The organism is Nevskia soli, from assembly GCF_903970205.1.
Lineage (GTDB): Bacteria > Acidobacteriota > Terriglobia > Bryobacterales > Bryobacteraceae > Bog-113.
This window is the reverse complement of sequence record NZ_CAJCHS010000446.1, coordinates 1-4004: the sequence shown is the minus strand read 5'-3', so window position 1 is coordinate 4004 and position 4004 is coordinate 1. Positions and strand designations below refer to the sequence as shown.

The window sequence follows — 4004 nt, the reverse complement described above, 5'->3', positions numbered from 1 at the left end:
GGGTGAGTGCCCGATGACCTGCGAGTAATTGCCTGGAAGTTCGGCGATGGATGGATACCTCGGCGCGACTTTCCTTGAATCTCGTCTGCCTCAAGGGAATGTCCACCTCGGCAAAACTGCCGGATATAGCCGGTGTCTTCTGCCAGCCTAAGCAGCGCTCCGTTCGCAACCTTCTCCCAGTTGAGCTTCCGCGCCTCGGTCACATCGTGGCTTCGTAGGGAGGCAGTAAGGCCTCCCGGTACGCCTTGGCCAAACAGGATGCGCATCGAGGCTCCGGGCTGCGAATTCACGCTCGTGCCCAAGTTCAAGATTTTTGAAAATAGTAGCCACAGGCATCCGCGTATTCCGAAATACCCATGCGCCGCTGCGCCTAATTGTCCCTCCTCTTTCAGGTATTGTGAACGATGAATTTTATGCAGCAAGGCACGCGAAGCTATGCCCACCCGTCCTGCCGCGCTCGGCTTAGCCAAACTCGAATCCAAAGCGAATCCCAAGCGTCTCAGCATATATTTGTAGTAGCTTGCTCTCGAAATGCGCCATAAACGAAACGTGCCGGTGACATGAAGATCGCCGGTAGCGTTGTCTTACTGACCGGGGCGTCGGACGGCATCGGAGCCGCATGCGCCGGCGTCTTGCGGGAACGCGGCGCGAAGCTGGCGCTCACCGGAAGATCGCAATCTAAGCTGGCCGCGGTCTCAAATCCCGGTGACTTAAGCATCGCCGCAGATCTCACCACGCCCGGATGCGCCGAAATGCTGGTCCGCCGAACCGTGGAGTTCTTCGGGCGCATCGATATCCTGATTAACAACGCCGGCTGGGGAATTTACTGGCCGGTGGCCGCATCGCCCGAGCCGGAAACACGCCGCATGTTCGATGTAAACTTCTTCGCGCCTCTCGCCCTCATCCGTGCGGCGCTGCCCCATATGCGCGCGCAGCGCAGCGGGACCATCGTCAACATCGGATCCATCGCCGGTAGTGTCGCGCTGCCGTGGATTCCGCTTTATTCGGCGTCGAAATCCGCGCTGGCGATGCTTACGGCCGGATTGCGGATGGAACTCGCCGGGACCGGAGTGCACCCCATGTTGGTGGCTCCCGGTTATGTGCTGACCGATTTCCAGGCCCACTCGGCCGGCATCGCGCCGCCGGAACGCGTGGTCGGGGACAAGCGTTTCGCCATCTCACCTTCAGCTTGCGCCCGCGATATCGTGCGCGGGATTGAACATGGCAGCCGCGTTGTGATGAGTCCGCGATGGGGCTGGCTTCTGGTCGCGATGCATCGGCTCGCGCCGCGTGCGGTGGAGCATCATCTGCTGCGCTTGCAGCATTCCGGAGGACGCCTGACAAACCGCGTGACAGGCAACTAAGATGATCCTGAAACTCAAGCGTACGCCTGGCGTTTATATCGTCGGCTTCATGGCCAGCGGCAAAACGACGCTCGGCCGCATGCTGGCGGACCACATCGGCTGGACCTTTTCGGATCTCGACGCGGAAATCGAGAAACATGAAAACCGGAAGATCTCCGAGATCTTCGACGAGCGCGGTGAGGACGAGTTCCGCCGGGTAGAACATGAGTTGATGCGCAAACGGGTGCGCGCGATTGAGTGCGGCCGTCCGACGGTCGTCGCCCTGGGAGGCGGCACCTTCGCCCGTTCCGAGAACTACGCGCTGATCGAGAATAACGGTGTCAGCGTGTGGCTCGACTGCAAACTCGACGTGATCGAACAGCGTGTTCGCGGCAACTCCGATCGGCCGCTGGCGCGCGATCCCGAGAAGCTGCGCACCCTTTACCAGGAGCGCCGCGAATACTACGCGCTCGCCGATTTCCGCGTCGAAGTCTGCTCCGATAGTCCCGTGGAGAACCTGGAAGCCGTGCTCTCTCTCCCCATATTTCATTGATAAGCCGACATTGATGGACAACCGCACCGCGGCCCGAAAGATTATCGAAGCCGCCCTCGCCGCCGTCGACCCGTACCGCAGTGTCTTCCGTAGCCTCACCGCGATTCAGGCCCAGCGAATCTTCGTGGTCGGAGCCGGCAAAGCTTCCGCACGCATGGCTGAAGCTGCCGAGGCGGCGCTGGGCGACCGCATCGTAGCCGGCTGGGTCAACACGAAGTATGGACACGGCGCCGAACTGCGGCGCATTCATTGCCACGAGTGCGGCCATCCGGTTCCGGATGAGGCCGGCGTTTTCGGCGCGCAACAGATCGCAAACCTGGCGCGGTCGGCGGGGGAAGGCGACCTCGTGGTGGTCCTGCTGAGCGGAGGCGGTTCCGCCCTGATGCCGCTGCCGGCCGCGGGCGTTTCTCTCGCCGTAAAGCAGGAGACGACGCGCCGTCTGCTGGATTCCGGCGCCAACATCCATGAGATGAACGCCGTGCGGAAACACCTTTCCGCGATCAAGGGCGGACGTCTGGCGCAACTCGCCGCGCCGGCCGAAGTCCTGTGCCTGATCCTTTCGGATGTGATCGGCGATGATGTCGGCACCATCGGGTCAGGACCTACGGCGCCCGATCCCTCGACCCTGGCCGATGCGCACGCGATTCTGCGGCGTTACAACATTCCCGACCCGATCCCGGAAGGCTCGGAAACGCCAAAACCAGGCGACCCGGTTCTCAACAAGGTCTGCAACCTGGTCGTCAGTAACAACCGGGCGGCGCTTCAAGCAGCGGCGCATAAGGCTCGCAATCTCGGCTTCCATACGTTGCTGCTCGCCACGACGATCAGCGGCGAAACCCGCGAAGTCGCAAGCATGCACGCCGCCATTCTGCGTGAAGTCTGCGTCAGCGGGAACCCGGCTGTGCGCCCCGCCTGCATCCTTTCGGGGGGTGAAACGACGGTGACCATCCGCGGCGCTGGAAAAGGCGGACGGAACCAGGAATTCGCACTCGCCGCCGCGCTCGAAATCGCGGATCTGGACAATGTTCTTGTAGCAAGCTTCGGAACCGACGGAACGGACGGCCCTACCGACGCGGCCGGGGCCTACGCCGATGGGTCCACAACCGTTCGAGCGGCGAATGCCGGCTACGAAGCCACCCGGAATCTGGATAACAATGACGCCTACCCGCTGTTCGAAGCGATCGGCGATCTGTTGATTACCGGCCCTACGCGTACCAACGTGATGGACATCTATCTGTTGCTTGCCGGACCGGCTACTGAGGAACGGAAGCCTTGAGCACCATGGTGCCGAAGCCGTCCGCAACGCCCGCCAGCCAGATGTTGCCGTCCGGTATCACGATGCCCCCTTCCAGCACATCGTCGATAAGGCTCACGTCCCTCGGGTTGGGATTCGGAGTCGGCACGATCTTCCAGTCCGTGCCATCCCAGTGCAGTGCAAGATTCGTGATCCTCTCGGGTCCAAGGGCGTCGGTTAAGCCGAACGCCCAGACGTTGTTGGCGGAGACTGCGGTGATGCCGCGCAGCTCGTTGCTGAAAGATTGCGTGTTGGGGCCGCCCACGTTCGGACTGGGCACGACCGTCCAGCTCGTGCCGTCCCAGTGCTCGATTAGCGTCTTCGCGGGCCTGTCCTGATTTGCCGCTTCTACAAACCAGCCGACCGCCCACACGTCATCTCGCGTGAGCGCGGTGACTCCTTCGAGCACGGTCTCTCCATTGCCTGGGTTGGGACTGGGAACCGCGCTCCACTTGGCGCCGTTGAAGTGTTCAATGAGCGTTGCGCCGACGGCTATGCTTCCCACAGCCCACACGTCGTCAGCGGCCGGAGCGGAGATGCCGAAGATGACGCCGTCCGACGTCGATTCGTCGGTTATAGCCGTCCAGGAAGTCCCATCGAAGTGCTCAAACAGCGGAAAGAGGGCTTGCTCGCCATTGATCAGAGTGAGGATATTTCCCGCGGCCCAGATGTCAGTGGCTGCAGTAGCACTTATTCCGTACAACGCCGTTTGATCGGTAGGTTGAAATATCGGTCCGGGCGAAACACTCCACTCCGTCCCGTCGAAATGCTCAATCACCTGACTCGGGTTTTGCTCGTCGATATTGATGTTACC

The 4004-nt window shown here is 61.5% G+C and carries 3 protein-coding genes and 2 pseudogenes; 3 read left to right on the top strand and 2 right to left on the bottom strand.

From position 1 onward, the window contains the following. Window positions 1–422 (bottom strand): annotated as a pseudogene (locus tag H1Y01_RS19650) (hypothetical protein); the annotation flags it as partial. 138 nt (window positions 423–560) lie between these two features. On the opposite strand from H1Y01_RS19650, the gene H1Y01_RS19125 reads away from it, so the two are divergent. The 3 genes from H1Y01_RS19125 to H1Y01_RS19115 are packed head-to-tail and all read left to right on the top strand — an operon-like array spanning window position 561 to window position 3172. After that, window positions 561–1364 (top strand): SDR family NAD(P)-dependent oxidoreductase, encoded by an 804-nt coding sequence (locus H1Y01_RS19125; protein ID WP_180542427.1) that lies wholly within the window; start codon window positions 561–563, stop codon window positions 1362–1364. A 1-nt stretch (window position 1365) separates the two neighbouring features. Beyond that, complete coding sequence (locus tag H1Y01_RS19120) at window positions 1366–1896, top strand: shikimate kinase (RefSeq protein WP_180542425.1); 531 nt, start codon at window positions 1366–1368, stop codon at window positions 1894–1896. Between the two features lie 13 nt (window positions 1897–1909). Further along, window positions 1910–3172 carry a glycerate kinase type-2 family protein gene (locus H1Y01_RS19115; RefSeq protein WP_180542423.1) on the top strand — a complete coding sequence of 421 codons (1263 nt, stop codon included), beginning with the start codon at window positions 1910–1912 and terminating at the stop codon, window positions 3170–3172. On the opposite strand, the pseudogene H1Y01_RS19110 reads toward H1Y01_RS19115, so the two are convergent. After that, a pseudogene (locus H1Y01_RS19110) lies at window positions 3150–4004 on the bottom strand (hypothetical protein); the annotation flags it as partial. The gene H1Y01_RS19115 and the pseudogene H1Y01_RS19110 sit on opposite strands and share 23 nt — an antisense overlap.

What these genes read in the sequence shown, in the direction of transcription:
- H1Y01_RS19125 (WP_180542427.1), top strand. Translation starts at nt 561, where the DNA reads ATGAAGATCGCCGGTAGCGTTGTCTTACTGACCGGGGCGTCGGACGGC.
- H1Y01_RS19115 (WP_180542423.1), top strand. Translation starts at nt 1,910, where the DNA reads ATGGACAACCGCACCGCGGCCCGAAAGATTATCGAAGCCGCCCTCGCC.
- H1Y01_RS19120 (WP_180542425.1), top strand. Translation starts at nt 1,366, where the DNA reads ATGATCCTGAAACTCAAGCGTACGCCTGGCGTTTATATCGTCGGCTTC.